The sequence below is a fragment of the Chryseobacterium soldanellicola genome (genome assembly GCF_900100115.1).
Classification (GTDB): domain Bacteria; phylum Bacteroidota; class Bacteroidia; order Flavobacteriales; family Weeksellaceae; genus Chryseobacterium; species Chryseobacterium soldanellicola.
This window is the reverse complement of sequence record NZ_FNKL01000001.1, coordinates 750,431-771,419: the sequence shown is the minus strand read 5'-3', so window position 1 is coordinate 771,419 and position 20,989 is coordinate 750,431. Positions and strand designations below refer to the sequence as shown.

Here is a 20,989-nt window from a genome sequence, read left to right as displayed (position 1 = left end):
TGTTAATTTTTTTTATTTCTAAACACAAATGGCACAAATGCTACACAAATAACCACAAAATTGTCATTCCGTAGGAATCTCAACTGTACATTTAAATATGCAAATAGATTTCTACGGAATGACAAAGATTATGTTCAGATTAATTTAAATATCTTATTTCTGAGGGATATTCGCTAAAATATCTTTCAGGAAAGTCCAGAACTTTTGTGTTGAAGGGATATTTGCTTTTTCATCGGGAGAGTGTGCACCTCTGATCGTTGGTCCGAAACTTACCATTTCCATTTCGGGGTAATTGGCTCCGATAATTCCACATTCTAAGCCTGCGTGACAAGCCACAACGTGAGGTTTTTCTGTGAATTTTTCAACATAAATTTTCTCCATTAGCTGAACGATCTCTGAACCCGGTTTTGGTTTCCAACCCGGATAAGAACCGCTGAATTCCGTGTTCATTCCTGCCAATTCTGCTACAGATTTTAATTGTTCTGCTACAGAATCCTTGGAAGATTCTACAGATGATCTTGAAAGATTTAAAATTTTCAGCGCTCCGCCTTTTAATTCAACTCTTGCTACGTTATTTGACGATTCTACCAGGTCTTTTACATCCGGGCTCATTCTGTAAACACCGTTGTGAAGAGATTTTAATGTTAAAATTATTTTCTTTGAATCTGCTTCTGAAATCGCTTTGTCAGAACTTGTTGAGCTCTCAATATTAATGTGAATATTGGGTTCTACCGTTGCAAATTCTTCTAAAATTTCTTTTTTAAGACCCGTTGTAATTTCTTCGATAAATTCATTTGCATTTCTTACAGATGCGATAGCAACGGCTTCTCTGGGGATTGCATTTCTCAATCCGCCACCGTCGACAGAAATTAACTGAATATTTTCTTTTGCTAAAGCCGTGTAAAGCAATCTTCCTAAAATAATGTTTGCATTTCCGAAACCTTTGTGAATATCCATTCCGGAGTGACCGCCTTGCAAACCTTTTACTTCGAATCTTACAATTTGCCCTTTTGCGGCTTCAGTTTCATAGTTTTGAGTGATGGTAACGTCAATTCCTCCTGCACAACCGATGTCGATTTCGTCGTCTTCTTCTGTGTCAAGATTTAATAAAATCTGTCCGGTTAACTGACCAGGTTTTAAGCCTAAAGCTCCGGTCATTCCAGTCTCTTCATCAATTGTAAAAAGCGCTTCCAAAGCCGGATGCGGAATATCTGAACTTTCTAAAATTGACATAATCGTAGCCACTCCCAAACCATTGTCGGCACCTAAAGTTGTCCCTTTTGCCTTTACCCAGTCTCCATCGATTTCCATTTTGATTCCTTCTGTTTCAAAATCAAAATTTACATCATTATTTTTCTGACAAACCATGTCTAAATGCGATTGCAGCACTATAGATTTGCGGTTTTCCATTCCTGCAGTGGCAGGTTTTTTAATGATGACGTTTCCTACCTGGTCAACAGTAGTTTCCAATCCCAGGTTTTCGCCAAATTCTTTGATGAAAGCGATTACTTTTTCTTCTTTTTTAGAGGGTCTTGGAACTGCATTTAACTTGGAAAAATTTTTCCAGATTATTTGCGGTTCTATAGTAGATAATTCCATGAAATTTATTTTTATCAAAATTACGAAATAAAAAATGCTTCCGTAAACCGGAAGCAATATTTTTACTGAAAGCTAGAAGTTGATTAACAACCGCATTCTCCATAAATTGGCATTGTCACAACGGTTCCATCGGGTTTTTCAATGGTCAGTGTACCTTTGAATAACAGGGCTTCTTCGCCTTTTATTTTCTTGCCTTTTACGGAAATTTTGTAGTCATCACTTTCTATTTCCTTACTTAATTCTTCATCAGATTCCATGTCGCTGGAAGATATCAGATTCATTGACAGTTTTTTGCCGTCAAGCTTCATATAAGCAGTTTTTCCTGCATCGTCGGCATAAATGTATTTCTCAGCTTCAAAATCTGCTTTATTTTTTGCAAAATAACAGGAACATTCTTTAATTTCTTTCGGGAAAGGAAAATTTTCAACTAAAATTTTTCCTGAAAGTGTATCGGTTTTCGCAGAATCCTGAACAATATTCAGAGATTCTTTTGCTGAAGAATTTGTAACTGTTTGTTTGTCTTTTTTACAGGCGACCAATAAGAACGCTGAAAAGAAAATAAGTAAGTATTTCATTGTTTGTGGTTTATTTTTTTTATCCTCTTGCTCTTTCCAGAAGCACCATCATCAGTAATGAAAGAACAACTAAACTCTCGTCTTCGTCGTCAATATCGATCATTCTGTCAAGCTGGAATCTTCTTCCAAAGAAAGAAGGCATTTTTTTAAGTTTAAAATATTCTTTTCCGTCAAGACCTTTCACGGTATAGGCCGGATTAAGGAAATATCCTGTAAACATGCCGATAATAGGGATCTCGCTCACCATTCCGTCAAAGAACTTCGTCCATGCATTGTCTTCCGTGATGGTAAATTTTGGCTGGTCATTTTCATCCAAAACATCGTAAGTCGACTTCCAAAGGGAACGCATGCCTTTTCTTGCCAATCTTCCGAAACTTTTCGTGTTGATCGCGTCTTTGATAGAGTAAGAAGCGTTGAAATCGATCCATTGATTGGCCTGGATTCTGAAAAGTTCTTTTGTTTTGCTTTCATCATTAAAAACGACAACGTCTTCTTTCAATTTAAACATTTTTTGACGAACATAGGCAACATACGCTCCGTTTCTGTCAGTAATGTTAAAATCACTGGCTAATGTTGTGATCTTAAATTTAAAATCTAGTGGATAATTTAGGTTATTAAGTACCATTTTAGTTTATATTTTTCTCAAATTAATCGTAAGGTTCCCAAAGATAATTTTTTTCTCTGAAAGGAAAGAATTTTACGGTTTATAATATCATGAATAATCATCTTTTTGTCTTATTTTTGTACTATGGATTACCCTAGTAAAGTTTTGGCAAAAGCGGTGGATGAGATTTCGGGACTGCCCGGAATTGGCAGGAAAACAGCTTTGCGTTTAGCGTTACATTTATTAAAACAGCCTAATTCCAGAGCGACAAGCCTTGGGAATTCCCTTATTAATCTTGTTAATGAGATAAAATACTGCAAAGACTGTCATAATTTTTCGGATTTTGAGGTGTGTGAAATCTGCAGTAATCATAAAAGAATTGATGATGTAATCTGCATTGTAGAAGATGTCCGTGACGTCATTGCCATTGAAAATACAGGAAAATACACAGGGAAATATTTAATTTTAGGCGGAAAAATTTCCCCGATGGAAGGAGTCGGACCAAATCAATTAAATATTCCCAGCATTGAAAGAAAATTAAGCGAAGGAAAAGTAAAAGAATTTATTTTCGCCTTGAGCGCAACAATGGAAGGTGACACGACGGCCTATTATATTTACAAAAAATTTAAAGGATTTAATGTAAGTTTTTCGAGTATCGCAAGAGGAATTTCGGTAGGAGATGAGCTGGAATATGCAGATGAAATTTCGCTGGGACGATCAATCATCAACAGGCTACCTTATAACGAAAGAGATTAAATATGAAGCTGTCCATAATCATCGTTAATTATAATGTTACTGAATTATTAAAAAACTGCCTTTTATCTATTCAAAAATATATAGAAGATGTTGAATATGAAGTGATTGTGATTGATAATGCTTCTACAGATGCTTCCTGGGGCGATCTTATTCCTGAGTTTCCTAAATTTAATTTTATCTCTTCTAAGACCAACGGCGGTTTCGCAAAAGCCAACAATACGGCAATCGAAACGGCGCAGGGAGAATATCTTTTAATTTTAAATCCTGATACTGAATTTGAAGGGTTTTATATGAAAGATGTTCTGCATTTTGCTGATTCACGGAAAAATTTCGGGTGCCTTGGTGTGAGAATGCATGATGCAAAAGGTGAATTTTTACCTGAAAGCAAGCGTTCCGTTCCGGATATGTTTAATTCTTTCGAAAAATTATTTACCAATTTTAAAAAGAATAATTCAAAATCATATTACAGAAATGATATTGAGGAAAACGAAATTGCAGAAGTAGATGTGATCACCGGAGCGTTTTTGCTGATTAAAAAAGAGGTTTATGAAAAAGTGGGCAGTTTGGATGAAGCGTATTTTATGTATGGCGAAGACATTGATTTGTGCTATACGTTGCTGAAAAACGGCTATAAAAATTATTATTACGGAAAAGCATCCATCCTTCATCATAAAGGCGAAAGTACCGTGAAAAATGAAGTGTATCTGGAAAGGTTTTACGGGGCGATGCAGATTTTTATTAATAAATATTATAAAGAATCAAAACCTTTACAATATTCTTTCTTAAAAGCAGGATTGAAGCTGCGTCACAAAATAGAAAGAATCAAGCTAAAATAAAAAAGCAACTCAGTCTGAGTTGCTTTTGTTTTATGTAAGATAATTTTACTTGCTTATTTAGTTACAGGAGCCTTAACCGGAGTTGTTGCAGAAGCAGGTGCAGCACCTTGTTTTGCAGGAGCTTCTTGTTTAACTGGCGCTTTGGCCGGAGCTGTTGTTGATGGTTTTCCTGTAATCACAACACTGATAAGGATAAGAACGATAATAATTGCTCCTAAGGTCCATGTTGCTTTTTCCATGAAGTCATTGGTTCTCTGTACTCCGAACTGTGCAGAAGATGCACCTCCGAATGTACTTGAAAGGCCTCCACCTTTTGGGTTTTGAGCCATAACAACGATTACCAATAAAATACTAGCAATCATAACAAGAACCATCAATAATATAAATATAGTATCCATTAATTTGATATCTTTTTGAATGGGCAAATTTAATCTTTTTTTACCGAATGACAAAAAAAGATGTTAGCAAATGTTAATAAAAATAAAAACGGCAACAACTGTTGCCGTTTTTTCTATAGAGTTAAGATTTTTCTTATTTGAAATCCGAATCTTTTGCCTGATTAAGCTGGTAAGATTTTACAGTTAAGTTAATATCCATCCCGCCCATATTCTGGTTGATCGTGTAAGGAAGCTTTACTCCCGAAACATCTTTGTAATCAGCATAGCTTGTAGGAACAGAAGCTCCTTCAGAAGATTTTACCTCTCCGGTTTTAAGACCTGTTTTTACGCTGTAATAGTACGTTTCTTTTGCTCCTTTTACTACGTAAGAATCTTCGTTGTTATACTTTTCAATTCCTGCTAATTTGTAATCAGCTGATTTTGCGAAAGTAAGCTCCGGGAAAAGTTCTGTGTCTTTAGACATCTCAGCTTTTTGCTTGTCGCTTAAAGGGCTTTTTTGTCCCTGAACTTCCATGTAACCGTCTTTTCCGTCAAATACAATTTTTTGAACCGTATTTCCCATCATGCTTACATTCATGTTCATTTTTCCTCCTTTTGCCTGAATCATTTTCATACCCATATCCATTCCCTGTACTTTCGTAGTAGCCTCGGAAGTGATAGAAGTTACTTTTTGAACATTAGCCAGACCTCCGATTGCGTTGATGTATTTATCAGCAACAGATCCTATTGTTACGCTTGCATCCACTTTTTGAGCGGTTGGTTTTGCAACAGGATTCGCATCTTTATCGAAATATTTTACAGGGTAACCCAATTTTTCCAACCCTTCAGAAATATCAGAAGCTTTACCAGCGATGAAAATTCTGCTTTGATTTGGTAAAATAGTTGATTTTACAGCGTTTGACACATCTGCAGCCGTTACTTTATCAATTGATTTTAAATAATTGGTATAAAAATCAGAAGGTAGATCCTGAACTTTTTGGTTTAAAGCAAATCTTGCGATCGTTTCAGGCTTTTCTAAAGACATGATGAAAGAACCTTTCAATTTAGCTTTAGCATTTTCCAATTCTTCAGGTTTTACAGTAGAAATGGCGTTAAGCTCATTCATAAATTCCTTAACAGCCTTATCTGTAACCTCGTTTCTTACACTTGCTTCAGCAGAGAATTCAGGAGAATATTTGCTTGCGCTCATGCTTGAATAGGCACCATACGTAAATCCGTTTTTCTCACGAAGATTCATGAAAAGCCTTGCTTCACCACCACCGCCTAAGATATAGTTGGCAATTGTAGCAGGGAAATAGTTAGGATCCTTCATTTTCAACGTGTTTAAGTTGTTTACGGAAACAACAGACTGCACGGCAGAAGGTACATCCACAACATTGATCTCTGTTTTGCCAACATTTGCAGACGGCTCAAGAGGAGTGATCGGCGTGTTTGCTTTTTTCCATCCGCTGAATGCTTTTTCAATTAATGGCTTTACCTGATCAAATTTTACGTCTCCAACGATTACTAAATAAGCATTGTCCGGAGCGTAATATTTTTTATAAGTATTCTGTACGTCAGCCAATTGAATTTTGTTGATTGATTCAACTGTTTCAAATTCTCCTCTTGACGTATTTTTTCCATACATCAAAGCGTTAGAAACTCTTGATGCGATAGAAGAAGCATTTTTTTCGTCAGATTTTAATCCTTCAATGGCTCTTTCTTTAGAATTTTGAATTTCTTCAGCAGAAAATTTAGGGTTGATAATCGCATCAGCCATTAAACCTAAAACTTCAGGGAAATATTTTGAAAGTGAGCTCGCAAAAGCGCCACCAGAGTTGAAATTAAGATTAGCGCCCAGATAATCAACTTTTTTGTTGAAATCATCTTTGCTCATGTTTGTGGTTCCGTTTTCGAACTGTTCGGCCATGATTTCGCTTACACCCGTTACAGCTCCTTCGTTATACGGAGGTCTGTCCATAGAAAGGTTAGCACTTACTCTTGGTAATTTGTTGTTTTCCACTACCATTACTGTAAGACCGTTGCTCAGCTGGAATGTTTTTGGCTTGGCAATGTTGATCGCAGGAGTCGGTCCCGGCTTTGGCATTGCATTAAGATCTATTTTTTGTGCAGAAAGCATTCCTGTAAATAAAAATGCTACAGCTATATATGTTAATTGCTTTTTCATTTGTAAAAATTTAATTTTTAATAATCATTTTAAACCTAAAAGTCTTAAATGACTACTTTTTTTCAGGTACGTAATTAATGATTATTCTCTGGTTAGAATTCAAATACTTTTTGGCTACATTTTGAAGATCCTGTCTTGTGATACTTCTGTAGATATCGATTTCTTTGTTAATTAAATTCGTATTGCCCATTAATACGTGGTTTGTTGCCAATGAAGCAGCAATTCCCTGAATGCTTGAGTTTGCATTTACAAACTGGTTCTCATACTGATTTTGAAGTTTTTGATAATCTTCTTCAGAAATTAAAGTCGTCTGTAGTTTTTTGATTTCAGCATCGATGTCAGTTTGTAACGCCTGTTTCGTTGTCTGTCCCATTGGGATTGCGAAAAATGCGAAAATACTGTAATCTTCAAGACCTTGGTTGAAAGCCGCTACCTGAAGCGCTTTTTTATCCTGATCTACTAATTTTTTATATAAAACCGAAGATTTTCCGTTGCTTAAATAAGAAGAAAGCATATCCAAAACATACGCATCTTTTTCTTTGTTACCCGGAGTTCTATATGCGAAAATATATGCCGGAAGCTGAATATTGGGGTCTGTAGCCGTTACTTCTTTTTCCTGAGTGATAGGCGCATCTTTCGGGAAATCTTTCGGATAAACTGTTCCTTTCGGGATTCCACCGTAATATTCTGCAATCCATTTTTTAGTCTGCTCCGTTTTGATGTCTCCTGCAACTACTAAAGTCGCATTGTTAGGAACATAATACTTTTTATAGAAAGCCTGGAATTCTTCTAATTTAGCAGAATTCAAATCTTCCATAGAACCGATCGTTGGCCAGTTGTACGGGTGATTGGTAAATAAGTTTTTCTGAATTGTTGTGAAAAGGTTTCCGTAAGGCTGGTTATCCATTCTTAATCTTTTCTCTTCTTTTACAACCTCTCTCTGAGTATCTACACCTACCTGGTTGATCACAGCGTGACGCATTCTTTCAGCTTCCATCCAAAGACCCAACTGCTCGTTGTTTGAAGGGAAAGTTTCGTAGTAGTATGTTCTGTCGTTGGTAGTGTTGGCGTTGTTTTGTCCTCCGTTTGAAGACACTATTTTAAACCAGTCACCTCTTTTGATATTCGGAGTACCTTCAAATAAAAGGTGCTCAAAAAAGTGTGCGAAACCTGTTCTTCCTTTTACTTCATCTTTAGCACCCACGTGGTACATTACCCCAGTCGTTACAACCGGTGCAGAATTGTCCTGATGAAGAATTACGTGTAAACCGTTTGGTAAGTCATACTCTTCGAATTTAATTTGTTGTGCATTCAGAGCCATTCCGAAGAAAGCCGCTGCAGCAACAGAAAGAAGTCGTTTTTTCATAAAGTAGAAATTGTTTTGTCAATTAGTGCCAAATTTACTTTAAATGTTACAATTCCGGTATGATTTTTTATGAAAAGAAGAAATAAAAGATTAATGAGAACTTATATCATCAGATTGTAGAAGTAATTTCTATAAATTTAATGTATTATAAAAATTAAGAATATATTTTAAAAATTCTCTTTACATAAATAATTAAACCAAATCTTAATATTATGGATTCTAAAAAATTAAAAATCATTGTCATCGGAGCAAGCGGAACTGTTGGAAAAGAAGTGGCCAAAGGATTGGAAGATAGTGGGCATGAAGTAATTCGCGTGTCCCGTAATTCCGGGGATCTTCATGCTGATATCCAAGATAAGAAAAGCCTGGAAAATTTATTTCAGTCGATTAGAAATTTTGACGCCGTTGCCAATGCAGCCGGAGATGTAAAATTCGGGACTCTGGAAAATTTTACTGATCAGGATTTTGCATTTTCTTTCGGCAGTAAATTAATGGGACAGATCAATATAGTACGAACTGCTCTTCCTTACATTAATGATAACGGTTCGTTTACCTTGATTTCAGGGATTTTAACGGATGAGCCTATCGCTGGAGGAATCATCGGGACAACGGTAAACAGTGCCGTTGAAGGTTTTGTAAAGGCAAGCTCTTATGAATTGCCTAGAAATATCAGGATAAATTGCATCAGTCCGACCGTTTTGGCAGAAGCTGAAGATTATCATCCGTTTTTCCCCGGTTTTATCCCTGTTGGAGCCTGGAAAGTGGCAAAAGCTTATGAAAAATCAATTGCAGGAGTCTTTAACGGACGAATTATTAAAGTTTAAAATTTAACTTTACATCCATCAAGTTAGTCTCAACGTTTTTCGACGACTGCAACCCTAGCCCAGATTGCAGCAATTGTTTGAGCTCATTTTTTGGATTGGGCTGCGGCGGCAAAGCCGCCGCAGCCCAATCCAAAAATAGCGAGTGTGGAAAGCTGGAAATTGCTCCTAAAAGAAATAATAAATACAATTCGACGAAGTCAAAAAGCTACAAAAAAAGAATAAAATGCCGTACTTTAAAATTTAGAAACGGTAACTTCCAAATACAAATTTGAATTCTCCTTATAATACACTAATTTTGTGTTCCCAAAATTTTTTGCAGTATGGAGGATTATTTGAAAGGACTGAATGAACCACAATTTGAAGCTGTTACCACCTTACAGGGGCCTTTGATGGTTCTTGCGGGAGCAGGTTCAGGAAAAACACGTGTTTTGACGATGCGGATCGCTCATTTGATCACAAATGGAGTAGACCCTTTCAATATTCTGGCGCTTACTTTTACCAATAAAGCGGCCAAAGAGATGAAAGAACGTATCGCAAAAGTGGTCGGACAAAGCAATGCAAAAAGCCTTTGGATGGGAACTTTTCACTCGGTTTTTGCGAGAATCCTGAGAAGTGAGGCACACAATCTGGGCTATCCTTCCAATTTTACGATCTACGATCAGCAGGATGCCTTAAATGTCATCAAAAAAGTGATCAAAGACATGAATATTGATCCGGATTTATATAAGCCTAAAAAAGTACAGTCAAGAATTTCGACCTATAAAAACAATCTCATCACAGTAAAAGCATATTATGCAAACCCCGAATTAATGGAAGCTGACGAAAAAGCCAACATGAAATTTATCGGGCAGATTTATCAGAAATATGTAGAGCAGTGTTATAAAAACGGAGCGATGGATTTTGATGATCTATTGTTGAAAACCAATGAATTATTGACCCGTTTTCCTGAAGTTTTAGCTAAATATCAGGACAGGTTCAGATATATTCTGGTGGATGAGTACCAGGATACGAACCATTCCCAGTATTTGATTGTAAAGGCTTTAGCTTCAAAATTTGAAAATATCTGTGTGGTAGGAGATGATGCACAGTCGATTTACTCTTTCCGTGGGGCGAATATTTACAATATTTTAAACTTTAAAAAAGATTACCCCGATGCGGTAACGGTTTCTTTGGAGCAAAACTACCGTTCGACACAAAATATCGTAAACGCAGCCAATGTTGTGATTGCTAAGAACTTACAACAATTCAAGAAAAATGTTTTCAGTGAAAACGAAGAAGGCGAAAAGATAAAAGTCTACCGTTCACTTTCTGATGCTGATGAAGCCAATTTTGTTGCCGGAAATATCTGGGAAACCCGCAATCGCGAACAAAGAAAATACAGCGATTTTGCAATTTTATACCGTACCAATTCTCAGACGCGTGCTTTTGAAGATGCATTGAGACGTAAAAATATTCCGTATAAAGTGTACGGAGGCCTGTCTTTCTACCAAAGAAAAGAGGTAAAAGATCTCATCGCTTATCTGCGACTTTTAATCAATGAAAATGATTCTGAAGCATTAACCAGAATTATCAATTATCCCGCAAGAGGAATTGGTGAGACGACCCAGAATAAATTGATTGTTTTTGCTGATAATCAGAATGTTTCGATTTCAAAAATATTGGACAATCTTCCGATGTATGCACCACAATTAGGCTTAAACAATGGAGTTTTAAATAAGCTGAATGATTTTTGGTCGATGATCAAAGCGTTCCAGGTATTGTTAAAAACCGAAACCGCCTACAGCGTTGCAATGGAAGTGGCAAAACGAAGCGGATTAATCAAATTTTTAAAAGACGACCAGACTCCGGAAGGGATTTCACGTGTAGAAAACGTTCAGGAATTAATGAATTCGATGCAGGGTTTCATTGAAGAGCAGATGCAGTTGGAGGATGGAGATCCGAGCTTGTCAAATTTCCTTGAAAATATCGCGCTTTCCGCAGATACTCAGAATAAAGATGATGAAGAGGAAATGGTTTCGTTAATGACGATTCACCTTTCAAAAGGATTGGAATTCCCTGTAGTTCACCTTGTAGGCCTTGAAGAAAACCTGTTCCCAAGCTTCATGAGTTCGGCAACCAGAGAGGATTTAGAGGAAGAAAGACGTTTATTTTATGTTGCCTTAACAAGAGCTGAAAAGCAGGCATTTTTCTCTTATGCGATCTCACGTTTCCAATGGGGGAAAATTACCGATGCCGAGCCGTCAAGATTTTTAAGTGAAATTGATGAAGAATATATTGAATTTGTAAATCCGGCGATTGAAAAGCGTTTTATCAACAATGCAGGGGTAAAATCAAATATTTTTGATGAATATCCTTCAGAAATGCGAAGCTTCAAGAAGGTTGAAAAGAAAACAATTTCTAAAAGTGAGGATTCTCAACCGATTGCCGAACCAAGAAAATTAAAGCCTGTTGCTACCGCAAAAATCATCAACCCAAGCGGAGCTTCTTCACAGGATATCGAAGTGGGAGATAAGGTAAGACACGACCGTTTCGGAATCGGGGAAGTGACTTTCCTTGACGGAACTGATCCTCAAAATATTAAGGCCAAAGTGGTTTTCATGCATGAAGGTGAGAAAAATCTGATTCTGAAGTATGCTAAATTAACGAAAATTTAAATTATTGCGAGGAGCGAAGTAAAGCCATCTCAAATATTTCCCACAAATTTCACAAATCTTAATCTGTGAAATCTGTGGGATTTTTAATTTTAATTCAGATAAAAAATTAATTATATCTCAAAATGAGACAATATAAATTTTGTATATTTAAGCATTAAAAGATTCTCAAAAATGAACAGGATTCTGATATTTTTAATGATAACTTTATTTTCAAATCCTCTTTTCTCTCAAGAGTATCACACAGAAAATAACATTCATTATTACGATGAAAAAACCAATAAATCTGATGTGTACATCAATGAAAGATGTGTTTTGGATATTTATATACCTAAAAATGTGAAAAATTTTCCGACGGTAATCTGGTTTCATGGCGGAGGTTTGACTGGCGGGCAAAAAGAAATTCCTGAAGGATTAAAAAATAAAGGAATCGCTGTAATCGGAGTTAATTACAGACTTTCACCAAAAGTAAATGCTCCGAAATATATCGAAGATGCAGCAGCGGCTACAGCATGGGTTTTTAAAAATATTAAAAATTATGGAGGCAGTGAAGATTTGATCTTTATTTCAGGGCATTCTGCGGGAGGTTATCTTGCGATTATGATTGGATTAGACAAATCTTATTTGAATAAATACGGAATTGATGCCAATAAATTTGCAGGAATTATTCCTTTCAGCGGACAGATGATTTCACATTTTACAGTTAGAAAAGAAAAAGGAATTGATGAGTTGGATGCGAGGATTGATGAATTTGCACCACTTCATTTTATCAGAGCCGATGCGCCGCCTTTACTTCTGATAACGGGTGATCGTGAAAAAGAATTGTTGGGGAGATATGAAGAAAACGCTTATATGGCTCGAATGATGAAGCTGAAAGGTCATAAAGAAACAACTTTATACGAACTTCAGGGCTTTGATCACGGCGGAATGGCGCAACCCGCATTTCCTTTACTGTTGAATGAGATTAAAAGGATTGACCATAAACAGAAAAATGGGAAATAATTTTTCTTAATTATTTATAAAGGTCAATAAGAATTACTCAATAAAGGTTTTCCGTATTTTATAATTAAAAAGTTTGTTTACTTTTATTCTTTTTCATGTGATTTAAATCAATGCTTATGGGAACCTTTTACAATAATGCAATTTGTGACATCTATATAGGGAAAAGTGCCGGCAAAAAGCTCTTGGGAGATATCAGAGGAGCAAAAAAGAACGTAAAAATAGTTTCGCCTTATCTTTCACCTTTTTTAATTAAAGAACTCATTTATCTTCATTCAAAAGGAATAGATATCAACCTCATTACTACCGATAATATAGAAGATTTTTATGGTGGATATGAAAAGAATATTCATAAGCTGATTATTCAGAATAAGCTTGTGGATGATAATGCAAAACAGTCAAGAGATCATCTGGTCAATATGTCAAAAACATTGCTTTTTGCAATAATAGGTTTAGTTATAGCTTTGTTTGCAATAATGTATTTATTGAAAGATCTGAAGCCTGCATACGGTTTTATAATTGTCGGTCTGATGGTATTGATAAGAGAAAATATGATTAAAAAAATCAGGACTACAAAAATTTACAGTTATGTTTACAGACAATTATTTCCGTTTAGAGTTTTTGTTTCTCCCAATAAGTACGGCGCTTTCAACGAAACTTTCATTCACAGTAAAATTTATGTTATTGATGATGAAATTGCTTATCTCGGCTCACTTAATTTTACCGGGAACGGCATTAAAGAAAATCATGAAACAAGAATCCGGACAACCGACTATTATGCTGTAAATAAGATTGTTGAAGAGGTTAATGAACTGTTTTTTAACTCAAATTTAGCGGAAAGAGATATTCAGTTTTGGGGAAGCCAGTTGTATGGTGAGCCAATTAATTAAAGTGAAATGTGAATTTGCTTCGCAGTCAATTGTGAATTTTTAAATTTTATTTTTAATCATTAAAATTCACTGTGAAGCAAATTGGGCATTCGCAATTCACCTTTTAATTAATCACTGCATTTATTTTTTGCCACAAAACATCATCAAAATCAGAAAGGGCAAGATTCACATTATCGGCTGCGTCTCCCATTCTGATAACGACCAGTTTTTTACTCGGAACAACATAAATTTTCTGATCATTTTTACCCAGAGCGCAAAACATATCATCCGGTGCGCTCGGAATCAGTTTTCCGTTGAATTGAAACTGTGTTTGCGGCATATGATAGCTCGCCTTTCCGTTCAGCCACCACAAATATCCGTAAGCAAGATTAATATTTTGGGAAGTCGTTGTTGCGCTTTGAAAATAATTGGTGTTAATGATTTGCGTTCCGTTCCAGTTTCCGCCGTTTAAAGCCATTAATCCAAAACGAGCCATGCTTCTCGTCGTGCTCCAATACACGCTGTTGTCACCACTTTGAATCCAGTTTCCGGTCATCCCGATTTTATCTCTTAATTTTGTATTGAAATATTGTGACCAGGTTTGTCCGGTAGCAGCTGCAACAACATCCTGAAGTTTTACATATACATTGTGATATGCCCATCTTGTTCCTGCATCGGCTTTATATTGTAGATTTGGAGGCGTTACATCATCACCTAAACTATCGTCTAAGCCGGAGGTCATGGTTAATAAATTCTTGCAGGTAATAAGATTTTCTTTAGCTAAAGGTTCGCTCGTCCAGCCAGTTCCGATGTATGCTGAAACTTTGTTATTGATATTTAAAAATCCTTCCTGTTCTGCGATTCCGGTCATGGTTGAGGTTAATGTTTTTCCCGCGCTTGCCCAATACCACGGTGTTGTAGAAGTATGTCCCGAAAAATAGTTTTCCATTACAATTCTTCCGTTTTGAAGAATTATAAAGCTTTTTGAATGTTTTGTATCAAGATAAGTAAGCAAATCCTGAACTTTATCCTGATGCCATCCTAAATTGGAAATAGATTTTGTTTCCCAGATATCACTGTCTGATGGCGGGAAATACATGGCTTCGGTTGATGTACTGTCGGTTTGCGTTGGTTGCTCGATAGAATCATCAGAACTGCAGGACATTGTGATAACACAAAATGTGGAGATTAAAAGTAAATTTTTTATTTTCATTTGAAATTAGTTTGAATTGTAATTTTTAGATACAGTAAACTTTAATTAGTTAAATTTTAAATATTAAATCATGTTTAATTTTAAATATTTACTAAAATTGTAATTCAAACTAATTTCAAAACTTATTTTTTGTGTGAAATAATGAAATTGACCATTTCATCATTAAGCTGATTCATATAGGCTTTATCAGTTGTTCCAAAACCATGAACACCATCTTTTACGACAATTAATGAAGTCTCAATATTTTGCTTTTTAAGTTTTTTGACCAACTTTTTTGAATGATTGATAGGGGCAACTTTATCTTTATCTCCATGAAGAATAAAGGTTGGAACTCCATTTTGAACATAATTTATCGGAGAAACTGTTTTCAAATAATCAACCGCTTTTCTTTTATCCTTTTTAATATCATATCCTGAAATTCCAAATACTAACTTTTGTCTGATTTCAACGATCGGTTTAAAGAAAAGTCCGACAATATATACTGGAACCTTGCCTAATCTTGTATGTAAAAGTTTATTTAAATCTGTCGGCCCGAAATTACTGACCACATAATTCACCTTTCCGGAATAAGATGAAAGCTCAGAGCTTCCGATATACTCGTTATCATTAGAATAGGCTGCAAGCATTGATAAATGCGCACCCGATGAAGCTCCGAAATAACCGATATTATTGGCATCAAAATGATATTTTTCCGCATTTTTTCTTACCCATCTTACAGCATCTTTTGTGTCCTGAATAGGCAATGGAAAATGAACCGTTTCACTCACCAAAGTATTATCAATACTGATAACAGCGTAATTTTTTTTCACTAATTTTAAAATAAAATTTTCAATATAACTGTTGGCTCTTACGGTTTTATCGCCTTTTGCCCATGCTCCGCCATGTACATAAACTACAACCGGAAGATTTTCAGAAGTCGAATTTTTCGGTTTATAAATATCTAAGAGCATAGGATTTCCTGCATTGTCGTTTTTATAGGAAATATCTTTTAAAAAATTTGTTTTCTCAGGGAGAATAGTACTTGGAGGAAGTTTAGATTCATTAATTGGAGGTTGAGAATAGCTTAGGCTGAATAAATTTAAAATTAAAATAAAAAACAGGTTCATTGAAAACCTGTAAATTATACTATTATTGAATGATTTCATAGAATATTTTTTGAAGTGACCGTTATTTTACTAACTCTTCAAAAAGTTTACCAAAAGTCTTTTCCAGGTCTTTTGATTTTCCGGGATGAGGTCGTGAAGTTTGTACAACAGAGCTTCGGACTGCCGTCAGCCAACGAAAACGCTCCGGAATTTCCATATGGGCAATCGGTCCGCCGTCTTTTTCGCCGTTGGCGATTTTCTGAAAGCTTTCAAGATTTTGAATAATGTCTTCGTAATCAAGCTTGCTGTGCATTAATCTGAATTTATCAGGACATAAATAATAGTCAACTTTAATGAATTTCTCTTTTTTTGAAAACATGACAAGGCCAATGTTGAAAAATTCTTCTCTTTCAACCTTAGGAACCAAGCGTATTACAGCGTATTCGTAAATTTTATCCTCTTGCATTTTTGGCTTCGTTTAAAAAGATTTCAGAATTTTCCAGCCGTGTTTTCAGAAAATTAAAATAAATTTCACGGATTTCTTCAGGCGTTTCATCGGCGTCATTCCAATGCAGCCAATCTTCGGGAATTAAATTAACTATTTCCCTGAAAACGGTATCATTTAATACTTTTTTTGCAAATTGATCGGCCTCATCCAGCATTTTTGCCTGAGACAATAAAACGTGATCTTTCACATATTTGAACGGAGTTTTTGCCGCCGCATCAAAATTCTGCCACGAATGATGGAAATAAAAAGATGCACCGTTATCAATTATCCATAATTCTTTATGCCACATTAAAAGATTGGTATTCCTGAAAGTGCGGTCGATATTGGTGATAAAGGCATCCAGCCAGACAATTTTTGAAGCCAGAAACGGATCAATTTTCACGCTCGGATCATACGTAATCGAGCCCGAAAGATAATGTAATCCTAAATTTAAACCTTCTGAAGACTTCAGTAAATCCTGAATCTCTTCATCAGCTTCAGTTCTTCCGAAATCAACATCAAGATTCACGAAAACCAATTCAGGAATTTTTAATCCCAAAACTTCGGTGATCTTTCCTCCTAAAAGCTCTGAAATCAACATTTTAACTCCATGACCTGCACCACGGAATTTTAATACATATTTAAAATCATCATCAGCTTCTGCCAACGCCGGAAGAGAGCCTCCCTCGCGAAGTGGCAAAATGTAACGCATCACAGTTACCGTTCTTAAATCCAACATATCGCAAAAATAAGATTTTACTTTGTGTTTACTTCTATTTTTAATATTTTTAAAGTGAAAAATCATTTTGATTAATCTCTTTTTGAGGTACGTTTGTCATTTAGAACGAAGAGAAGTGTAGTGAAGAATTTATTAAATATAAAGATTTCTCCTTCGTCGAAATGACAAAAAAACATTTAACAAATTATAAACAAATATATGCATATCACAAAAAAGCAAAATATTATCATCTCAAATCCTGAAACCAGAGATTTTCTTGCAGATGCGTATTATACTGAAACAGATGAAAAGCTACCGTTGGTAATTTTCGTTCACGGCTACAAAGGTTACAAAGATTGGGGCGCATGGAATCTGATGGCTGAAAAGTTTGCAGAAGCCGGTTTTTTCTTTGTTAAATTTAATTTTTCCCATAACGGAACTACAGTTGAAGATCCTCATAATTTTGCTGATCTGGAAGCTTTTGGAAATAATAATTACTCAAAAGAACTTTCTGATTTAGGAGTGGTTATTGATTATTTTGTTAATGATCCCAAGGTTGATGATCAAAAAATAATTTTAATCGGGCACAGTCGGGGAGGAGGAATTTCTATTGTTAAAACCTTTGAGGATGAAAGAATTAACGGATTGATTACCTTGGCAAGCGTCGATACTTTAGAACGTTTTCCAAAAGATGAAGCGTTGGAAAATTGGAAGGAGAAAGGTGTTTATTATGTTTTAAACGGAAGAACAAAACAGGAAATGCCACATTATTACCAGTTTTATGAGGATTTTGCAAAAGATGAGCACCGTTTTGATGTCGAAAGGGCAGCGGAAATGGCAAAAGCACATTTTTTAATCATACATGGGACAAATGATGAAAGTGTAAGTGTGAAAAATGCCGAACATCTTCATATTTTAAATCCATTTTCGGAATTGTTTTTAATTGAAAAAGCCAATCATACTTTTGGAGCAAAAGAGCCTTGGGAGGAGCAAGAATTACCTAAAGATCTGAATAAAGCCGTTGAAAAATCTATTGAATTTATCAAAGAAAAAATGTAATTGAGTATTCTGTAGCTTATTGAATTCCAATATTGATGTAATTTATATTTAATTTTTCATATATTAGTGAAAAATATTAATAACCAAAAATTATAATTATTATGAAAAATTCAAATTTAAAAAATGGTCAGAAATTAAGCAGAGAAGCTCAAAAGCAAATTGAAGGGGGAGAAAAAGTTTTAGTATGCGCAAGCGGATGCTATAAAAATTATTTGAGTGATGGATCAGGCAGATGTATTGTACCGCCATGTATGTCTCCTAATTTTGGCACAGAGAGTAAAGATGCTAATGGGCGTTGGCAATGCTGTTACTAAATGAAATAAACAAAGGAGTGAAAATTTTTCACTCCTTTTATTTTTAAATATAATTAAAATTATTTAATTAAAACTTTCCAGGCTTCATCAATTTTACTTTCCAGCAATAGTTTCTGAGCATTTTGATGGATGTTTTCATCATCATGGCAATTTTCAGAAGGTAAAACTTCTACATTGGCAAGCATTCCTAAATCGTTTCCTGTAAAGACTTTGCTGTATTTGATGGCGTCGGGAAGAAGATCAAAGCCTATTCCTTTTGTTACCAATGGCTTTGGGACTTCAAAAAGATTTTCTTCATTATTTCTCGAATACCAGTTTCCGCCTAAACGGGCTACCATATCCAGTTTTGCCTGATCTAAATTTCCCTCTTCATCCAAATATTCTTCTCTGATATGAATTTTCTGAACTTCACAAATTACCAAATTTCCGGCACCTCCCTGATCTCCTAATGGTTTTATTTCTAAAACCTTACATTCAAAGTTTACAGGACATTCTTCGATTAATTTAGGCTTAACCAAATCAGCATCTTTCATTGTCAAGCCAGATTTGATGAATTCATTTACACCATCACCATATTCTGTTGAAGCCAAAGAAATTTGCTGTACAATCGGAAAATTTACCGTTCCGATTACTACTTCTGAAGTTTCCAAAACGTTTTGCAATGTATGTTTTGTCGTATTGTCACGAACTCTTCTCGATGGTGAAAAAATCAAAATCGGAGGAACTGTACTGAACATATTGAAAAAACTGAACGGCGATAAATTAATAACTCCATTTTTGTCAACCGTTGAAGCCAATGCAATCGGCCGCGGTGAAACGGCAGTCTGCATGACAAGCTGTAGTTGTACAGGGGATATTTCGGATGGTATTACTGTTTTCATGTTGTTTGTTTTTGATACTTAACTAAACGTAGGTATTCAAATTATGCTAAAAAGATGCTTCGACAGACTCAGCATGACATTTCTAATACTAACTGTTATAAACGTAATGTTTTTTTAGCAGTAAATTTGTAGCGATGTCATGCTGAGCAGAGTCGAAGCATCTAATATTAAAATTTATAATTAAACTGTAGGAATAATTTTACCCGAAACCTCACCAAAACCAACTCTCACACCATCTTTTTCGGCCCAGGCTTTCATCGTTACAGTATCATTGTCTTCAATGAATTTTCTTTCCTGTCCGTTCTTTAATTGTAAAGGATTTTGACCTCTCCAGGTCAGTTCAAGCATGGAGCCGAAAGATTTTGGATCACTTCCGGAAATCGTTCCGCTGGCATATAAATCACCAACTTCTACATTACAGCCGTTTACAGTGTGATGCGCCAATTGCTGGGTCATATTCCAGTACATGAATTTATAATTGCTTTCAGAGATTAAGTTTTCTTCACCGTTTTCCGGCTGTAAATAAACCTCCAAATTAATATCATAATTTTTGTCGCCTTCAAATTTCAGATACTCTAAAACTTCAGGATCTTGCGCAGGAGAAGCCGTTCTGAACGGTTCTAAAGCTTCTAAGGTTACCACCCACGGAGAAATTGACGAACCGAAATTTTTAGCCAAAAATGGTCCTAACGGAACATATTCCCAAGACTGGATGTCTCTTGCAGACCAGTCGTTAAAAACCACCATTCCGAAAATAGCGTCTTCAGCATCTTTTGTAGAAATACTTTCGCCCATTTCCGTGTTTTTATTGATTATAAAAGCCATTTCCATTTCAAAATCCAATTGTTTTGAAGGCCCAAAGATTGGTTTTTCAACATCTGCAGGTTTTGTCTGACCTTTCGGACGGTTGATATCCGTTCCTGAAACCACGATCGATGAAGCTCTTCCGTGATAGCCTACAGGCAAATGTTTCCAGTTGGGCAACAATGCATTAGCGGGATCGCGGAACATTTTTCCGACGTTGGTAGCGTGCTCGATGCTGCTGTAAAAATCCGTATAATTCGGGATGTGAACGGGCATCATCATTTTTACTTTATCTAGGTCATAGAAGGCGTCTTCAATAGTTTTTTCGTCTTTTGAAAGAATAGAACCTTCCAGTAATAATTCCTGAATTTTTAAACGAACGGCATTCGTTATTGGTTTTCCAAGCTCGATAAATTCGTTTAGGGTGTAAGCTTCAAAAACATTGTCGATAAGCCCTTCAATGTCTTCAAAATAACTAAGATCGTACAACGTCGCAAGATCAACGATCTGATCTCCGATTCTTGTGCAACATCCGATATATTCTTTGTTAAAAACCGCTACTCCAAAAGGAATGTTATGAATTGAAAAATCCGAATTTGAGGAATACTCTACAAATGATTTCATAATTTTTAATTTAGTTTAGATTTAAAAAATAAATCGGTTACAATTTTACTGTTGAATATTTGATATTATAACACAAATCCCACTACTATTTTTCACAAATGACACTATTGATAAATTCGTGTTTTTTTGTGAAAAATATTTGTGTTTTTAGTGTTTTATA

General features: G+C 35.6%; 20 protein-coding genes. 8 read left to right on the top strand and 12 right to left on the bottom strand.

Annotation, left to right across the window (positions count from 1 at the left end; genetic code table 11):
• Window positions 1–153: 153 nt before the first annotated feature.
• The 3 genes from BLT04_RS03330 to BLT04_RS03320 all read right to left on the bottom strand — a co-directional run bounded on the left by BLT04_RS03330 (window position 154) and on the right by BLT04_RS03320 (window position 2,799).
• Window positions 154–1,599: an aminoacyl-histidine dipeptidase gene (locus BLT04_RS03330; RefSeq protein ID WP_089754230.1), complete on the bottom strand. Its 1,446-nt coding sequence runs from the start codon at window positions 1,597–1,599 to the stop codon at window positions 154–156.
• A gap of 83 nt (window positions 1,600–1,682) precedes the next feature.
• Entirely contained in the window at window positions 1,683–2,174 is a 492-nt protein-coding gene (locus tag BLT04_RS03325; protein WP_089753640.1) for a putative periplasmic lipoprotein, read from the bottom strand.
• 19 nt (window positions 2,175–2,193) lie between these two features.
• On the bottom strand, window positions 2,194–2,799 hold the full coding sequence (locus BLT04_RS03320; RefSeq protein ID WP_089753638.1) for an LURP-one-related/scramblase family protein: 606 nt from the start codon (window positions 2,797–2,799) through the stop codon (window positions 2,194–2,196).
• A gap of 123 nt (window positions 2,800–2,922) precedes the next feature.
• Between BLT04_RS03320 and recR the strand changes: the two genes are divergently transcribed.
• Together recR and BLT04_RS03310 are read left to right on the top strand one after the other, a co-directional pair.
• Complete coding sequence (gene recR / locus BLT04_RS03315; RefSeq protein WP_089753636.1) at window positions 2,923–3,534, top strand: recombination mediator RecR; 612 nt, start codon at window positions 2,923–2,925, stop codon at window positions 3,532–3,534.
• A gap of 2 nt (window positions 3,535–3,536) precedes the next feature.
• On the top strand, window positions 3,537–4,370 hold the full coding sequence (locus BLT04_RS03310; RefSeq protein ID WP_089753634.1) for a glycosyltransferase family 2 protein: 834 nt from the start codon (window positions 3,537–3,539) through the stop codon (window positions 4,368–4,370).
• Between the two features lie 53 nt (window positions 4,371–4,423).
• On the opposite strand, the gene secG is transcribed toward BLT04_RS03310, so the two are convergent.
• From secG to BLT04_RS03295, 3 genes are all read right to left on the bottom strand, one after another.
• Window positions 4,424–4,768, bottom strand: coding sequence for a preprotein translocase subunit SecG (gene secG, locus BLT04_RS03305; RefSeq protein ID WP_089754228.1), 345 nt, complete (start codon window positions 4,766–4,768; stop codon window positions 4,424–4,426).
• Between the two features lie 133 nt (window positions 4,769–4,901).
• Window positions 4,902–6,935 (bottom strand): M16 family metallopeptidase, encoded by a 2,034-nt coding sequence (locus BLT04_RS03300; protein WP_089753633.1) that lies wholly within the window; start codon window positions 6,933–6,935, stop codon window positions 4,902–4,904.
• A gap of 52 nt (window positions 6,936–6,987) precedes the next feature.
• Window positions 6,988–8,301: a M16 family metallopeptidase gene (locus tag BLT04_RS03295; RefSeq protein WP_089753631.1), complete on the bottom strand. Its 1,314-nt coding sequence runs from the start codon at window positions 8,299–8,301 to the stop codon at window positions 6,988–6,990.
• Between the two features lie 212 nt (window positions 8,302–8,513).
• On the opposite strand from BLT04_RS03295, the gene BLT04_RS03290 reads away from it, so the two are divergent.
• The 4 genes from BLT04_RS03290 to BLT04_RS03270 all read left to right on the top strand — a co-directional run bounded on the left by BLT04_RS03290 (window position 8,514) and on the right by BLT04_RS03270 (window position 13,665).
• Complete coding sequence (locus tag BLT04_RS03290; protein WP_089753629.1) at window positions 8,514–9,125, top strand: short chain dehydrogenase; 612 nt, start codon at window positions 8,514–8,516, stop codon at window positions 9,123–9,125.
• A 320-nt stretch (window positions 9,126–9,445) separates the two neighbouring features.
• Window positions 9,446–11,779 carry an ATP-dependent helicase gene (locus tag BLT04_RS03280; protein WP_089753625.1) on the top strand — a complete coding sequence of 778 codons (2,334 nt, stop codon included), beginning with the start codon at window positions 9,446–9,448 and terminating at the stop codon, window positions 11,777–11,779.
• 171 nt (window positions 11,780–11,950) lie between these two features.
• Window positions 11,951–12,778 (top strand): alpha/beta hydrolase, encoded by an 828-nt coding sequence (locus BLT04_RS03275; protein ID WP_089753623.1) that lies wholly within the window; start codon window positions 11,951–11,953, stop codon window positions 12,776–12,778.
• Window positions 12,779–12,894: 116 nt separating this feature from the next.
• The gene (locus BLT04_RS03270) at window positions 12,895–13,665 is read left to right on the top strand and encodes a phospholipase D-like domain-containing protein (protein ID WP_170828418.1); all 771 of its coding nucleotides are present in this window, start codon (window positions 12,895–12,897) and stop codon (window positions 13,663–13,665) included.
• A gap of 103 nt (window positions 13,666–13,768) precedes the next feature.
• Here BLT04_RS03270 and BLT04_RS03265 read toward each other — a convergent pair whose 3' ends face one another.
• The 4 genes from BLT04_RS03265 to BLT04_RS03250 all read right to left on the bottom strand — a co-directional run bounded on the left by BLT04_RS03265 (window position 13,769) and on the right by BLT04_RS03250 (window position 17,168).
• Window positions 13,769–14,857 carry a serine hydrolase domain-containing protein gene (locus tag BLT04_RS03265; protein ID WP_394331105.1) on the bottom strand — a complete coding sequence of 363 codons (1,089 nt, stop codon included), beginning with the start codon at window positions 14,855–14,857 and terminating at the stop codon, window positions 13,769–13,771.
• A gap of 122 nt (window positions 14,858–14,979) precedes the next feature.
• The gene (locus BLT04_RS03260) at window positions 14,980–16,002 is read right to left on the bottom strand and encodes an alpha/beta hydrolase (protein ID WP_089753618.1); all 1,023 of its coding nucleotides are present in this window, start codon (window positions 16,000–16,002) and stop codon (window positions 14,980–14,982) included.
• Window positions 16,003–16,024: 22 nt separating this feature from the next.
• Window positions 16,025–16,408 carry a DUF3037 domain-containing protein gene (locus BLT04_RS03255; RefSeq protein WP_089753615.1) on the bottom strand — a complete coding sequence of 128 codons (384 nt, stop codon included), beginning with the start codon at window positions 16,406–16,408 and terminating at the stop codon, window positions 16,025–16,027.
• The gene (locus BLT04_RS03250) at window positions 16,395–17,168 is read right to left on the bottom strand and encodes a HipA family kinase (protein WP_089753613.1); all 774 of its coding nucleotides are present in this window, start codon (window positions 17,166–17,168) and stop codon (window positions 16,395–16,397) included. Before BLT04_RS03250 ends, BLT04_RS03255 begins: the two co-directional genes overlap by 14 nt.
• Before the next feature lie 198 nt (window positions 17,169–17,366).
• Between BLT04_RS03250 and BLT04_RS03245 the strand changes: the two genes are divergently transcribed.
• A complete protein-coding gene (locus BLT04_RS03245) occupies window positions 17,367–18,206 on the top strand; it encodes an alpha/beta hydrolase family protein (RefSeq protein WP_089753611.1) in 840 nt (279 codons plus the stop codon).
• A gap of 101 nt (window positions 18,207–18,307) precedes the next feature.
• On the top strand, window positions 18,308–18,520 hold the full coding sequence (locus tag BLT04_RS03240) for a hypothetical protein (RefSeq protein WP_089753608.1): 213 nt from the start codon (window positions 18,308–18,310) through the stop codon (window positions 18,518–18,520).
• Window positions 18,521–18,579: 59 nt separating this feature from the next.
• Here BLT04_RS03240 and BLT04_RS03235 read toward each other — a convergent pair whose 3' ends face one another.
• Together BLT04_RS03235 and fahA are read right to left on the bottom strand one after the other, a co-directional pair.
• A complete protein-coding gene (locus tag BLT04_RS03235) occupies window positions 18,580–19,401 on the bottom strand; it encodes a flavin reductase family protein (RefSeq protein WP_089753607.1) in 822 nt (273 codons plus the stop codon).
• Between the two features lie 180 nt (window positions 19,402–19,581).
• On the bottom strand, window positions 19,582–20,829 hold the full coding sequence (gene fahA / locus BLT04_RS03230; RefSeq protein WP_089753606.1) for a fumarylacetoacetase: 1,248 nt from the start codon (window positions 20,827–20,829) through the stop codon (window positions 19,582–19,584).
• Window positions 20,830–20,989 lie beyond the last annotated feature (160 nt).